Origin of the sequence: Nocardioides sp. (assembly GCF_004803405.1) — a bacterium.
Classification (GTDB): Bacteria; Actinomycetota; Actinomycetes; order Propionibacteriales; family Nocardioidaceae; genus Nocardioides; species Nocardioides vastitatis.
The window spans coordinates 1-3,215 of record NZ_SSXI01000105.1 but is presented as its reverse complement, the minus strand read 5'-3'; the positions used below and the strand labels follow the sequence as shown (position 1 = coordinate 3,215).

General features: G+C 72.4%; 5 protein-coding genes. 4 read left to right on the top strand and 1 reads right to left on the bottom strand.

Annotation, left to right across the window (positions count from 1 at the left end; genetic code table 11):
• On the bottom strand, window positions 1-1,330 hold a 1,330-nt coding region (locus E7Z54_RS07850), incomplete at its 3' end, for an adenylate/guanylate cyclase domain-containing protein (protein ID WP_136432587.1).
• 47 nt (window positions 1,331-1,377) lie between these two features.
• Here E7Z54_RS07850 and E7Z54_RS07845 point away from each other — a divergent pair.
• The 4 genes from E7Z54_RS07845 to E7Z54_RS07830 form a co-directional block, all read left to right on the top strand.
• Window positions 1,378-1,887 (top strand): nuclear transport factor 2 family protein, encoded by a 510-nt coding sequence (locus E7Z54_RS07845; protein ID WP_136432585.1) that lies wholly within the window; start codon window positions 1,378-1,380, stop codon window positions 1,885-1,887.
• Window positions 1,884-2,405, top strand: a complete 522-nt coding sequence (locus E7Z54_RS07840) for a PGPGW domain-containing protein (protein ID WP_136432583.1) — start codon at window positions 1,884-1,886, stop codon at window positions 2,403-2,405. The genes E7Z54_RS07845 and E7Z54_RS07840 overlap by 4 nt, the downstream gene beginning before the upstream one ends.
• An 85-nt stretch (window positions 2,406-2,490) precedes the next feature.
• Window positions 2,491-2,658, top strand: a complete 168-nt coding sequence (locus E7Z54_RS07835; protein WP_206056068.1) for a DapH/DapD/GlmU-related protein — start codon at window positions 2,491-2,493, stop codon at window positions 2,656-2,658.
• 52 nt (window positions 2,659-2,710) lie between these two features.
• A partial coding sequence (locus E7Z54_RS07830; protein ID WP_136432581.1) for an exodeoxyribonuclease V subunit gamma occupies window positions 2,711-3,215 on the top strand: 505 nt, incomplete at its 3' end.

Sequence of the window (3,215 nt, the reverse complement as noted above, 5' to 3'; positions counted from 1 at the left end):
CGGTCGCGACGCCGATGCCGGCGCGGATCTCGGGCACCTCCGCGGCGAGACGCGTCGCCATCGCCCGCGCTGCCCCGAGGGCGGCGCCCGCGTGGTCGGCGAGCTCGACCGGCGCGCCGAAGATGGCGAGCACGGCATCCCCGATGAACTTGTTGACCAGGCCGTGGCGGCGGTCCACCTCGTCGACCACGACGCCGAAGAACCGGTTGAGCACGGCGACCACCTCGGCCGCCGCGTGCTCGGTGGCGTACGTCGTGGAGCCGACCAGGTCGACGAAGATCACCGTGCACACGCGGGTCTCGCCGCCGAGCTCGATCCTCTCGGCCCCCTGCGCGGCAGCCGCGGCGGCGACCTCCCGCCCCACATGGCGGCCGAAGAGGTCGCGGATCAGCTCGCGCTCCCGCAGCCCGTGGACCATGTCGTTGAACCCGCTCTGCAGCTGACCGAGCTCGGTGCCGTCGTAGACGACCACGTCCGCGTCCAGGTTGCCGGCCTTCACCTCCTGCATCGCGTCCCGGACGGAGAGCAGCGGCGCGACGACCGAGCGTGCGTTGAGGTCCGTGAGCAGGAACCCGAAGACCAGCACGATCCCGCAGACGATGATGGTGACGTAGGCGAGCTGCTCGATCGTGGTGTCCTCCCGCCACGGCGTCAGGATGAGGATCGCCGCGATCAGCAGCCCGACCACCGGGGCGCCGGTGCCCAGGGTCCAGAAGATGGCCATCCGCGGCCCGACGCCGACGCCGCGCAGCCTCGTGTTGACCTTGACGTCCTCGAGTGCGCGGGCCGCGATCGGGCGCAGCGCGAACTCGGCCAGCAGGTAGGAGATCCCCGCCACCACGACGGCGCCGATGCTGACCGTCAGGCCGGTCCCGACGGCGCGGGCCGGCTGCAGGATGATCGTCAGCGTCGTGAACAGTGCCGTACCGACCATCCAGATGAGGAACTGCGCGGCGGTCAGGCCCAGCGGCACCCGCAGCGCACGCACCCGCTGGCGGGGGTCGGGGTCCACGTCCGGCTGGGTGGCCCAGCGCAGTGCGCGAAGCGTGGACGTCGTACCCCACACCGTCCCGATCGCCGCGGCGAGCAGCACGTAGCTCGGGATGGCGATCGCGAGCGCGACCACCATGCGCGTGTTGGGCGGCGGCGACGGGATCGCCCAGGTGTTGATGACGAACACCACGAGCGCGCCGACCAGGTTCGTGGTCACCAGCAGGCAGGTCAGCAGCACCTGGATCCGGATCCGCAGCCGCCGTGGATCCTGGTCGCGTGGGCCGAGCAACCGGGAGCCGAAGGGCCCGCGCCGGCGGGTCGGAGATCGCCGCGGCATGGCCGAAGCGTAGTCCGGCGTCACCGTCGACCTGATTGGATCAGCACATGACCGGCTCGCCCGCCTTCTCCGCCGAGGAGATCGCCGACGCCTACGCCGCCTTCCACGCGCAGGTGGCCCGTTTCGTCGAGTCCGGCGACTGGTCCGGCTACGCCGACCTGTTCACGCCGGACGCCGTCTACGTCGAGCACGCGATGGGCACGTTCACCGGACGCGAGGAGATCCGCGCCTGGTCGACGCGGACCATGACGTCGTACCCGGGTCGGGTGATGACCGGCTTCCCGTTGAGCTGGCAGGTCGTCGACGCCCATCAGAGCCGGCTGGTCTGCGAGGTCCGCAACCCGATGCCCGACCCCGGCGACGGGACCATGCTCGAGGAGCCCAACATCACGATCATGACCTACGCCGGCGACGGGCTCTTCTCGCGCGAGGAGGACGTCTACAACCCGCTGCGGTTCCACACGATGGCCCTGACCTGGGCGCGGATCGCGACCGAGCACGGCCGCGCGGACGACGACGTCCGCGCCTGGCTGAAGAAGTACGGCGGCCCGGCGTGACCGCCACCGCGAAGCGACTGCTGCTGGAGGTCCTGGGCTGGGTCCTGCTGGTGGCGGGCGTCGCCGCCATCGTGCTTCCCGGGCCCGGGCTGATCCTGATCTTCGCCGGCCTGGCCGTGCTGTCGCAGCAGTACACCTGGGCCGAGCGCTGGCTGGAGCCCGTGCAGCTGCGAGCGCTCCGCGGGGCCGCCGAGGGCGTGGAGACCTGGCCGCGGGTGGTCATGTCCACCGTCTTCTCCCTCGGCATCGGCGTGGTCGGGCTGACCTGGATCCTCGATCCCGACGTGCCGTCGTGGTGGCCGCTCGATGAGGACTGGTGGCTCTTCGGCGGAGTGTGGACCGGGGTGACGCTGGTGATCTCCTGCGGCATCGCGCTGGCCCTGCTCGTCTACTCCTTCCGGCGCTTCCATGGGAAGCCGGAGGCGCTGGCCGCGCTCGAGGGTGCCATCGAGGAGGCCGACGAAGAGGTGCACGAGGCGATCGAGCGCCACCGGCACAAGCACGACGACGAGGTCTGACCATGAGCACCGAGCCCGATGACAGGCGGTCGATGCGGGAGCGGATGCTCGACGGCGACCTCTACCGGGCCGACGACCCGCGCTGATGGAGGCCCGCAACGTGTGGCTCGGCGGCGGCGCGATCGTGCTGCCGGGGGCGACGATCGGCGACGAGACCGTGGTCGGTGCGGGGGCGGTGGTGACCAGGGACCTGCCCGCGGACGTGGTGGCCGTCGGCAACCCGGCGCGGGTGGTGCGCACGCTCCAGACCTGACCCGGGCGGCCCTCCCCCACGCGTCGGGGGTCACGACTAACCTCGCACCACGATGGCCCTCCACCTGCACCGCGCCACGCGCACCGACCACCTCGCCGACGAGCTCGGCGCGCTGCTCGCGAAGCCGCTGGCCGACCCCTTCGCGGACGAGGTCGTCGTGGTGCCGGCGAAGGGCGTCGAGCGCTGGCTGTCCCAGCGGCTGTCGCACCGCCTGGGGGTCGGCCGGCGGGGCGGTGACGGGATCTGCGCGGGTGTCGACTTCCGGTCGCCGTGGTCGCTCTTCTCCGAGGTGGTCGGGACGCGCGACGAGGACCCGTGGGCGCCCGACGCGCTGGTCTGGCCGCTGCTCCGAGTGCTCGACGACAGCCTCGACGAGCCGTGGGCCGCACCGCTGGCGCGTCACGTCGGTCACGGCGTCGAGGGGGAGGAGGGCGACCTGCGGCGCGGTCGCCGCTACGCCGTCGCGCAGCGGCTCGCCCGGCTCTTCGCGTCGTACGCCGTCCAGCGGCCCGCGCTCGTCGCCGAGTGGTCCGCCGGTCGGCGCATCGAAGGGCGTG

Coding starts and splice junctions, on each gene's coding strand:
- E7Z54_RS07845 (WP_136432585.1), top strand. CDS start 1,378: ATGACCGGCTCGCCCGCCTTCTCCGCCGAGGAGATCGCCGACGCCTAC.
- E7Z54_RS07835 (WP_206056068.1), top strand. CDS start 2,491: ATGGAGGCCCGCAACGTGTGGCTCGGCGGCGGCGCGATCGTGCTGCCG.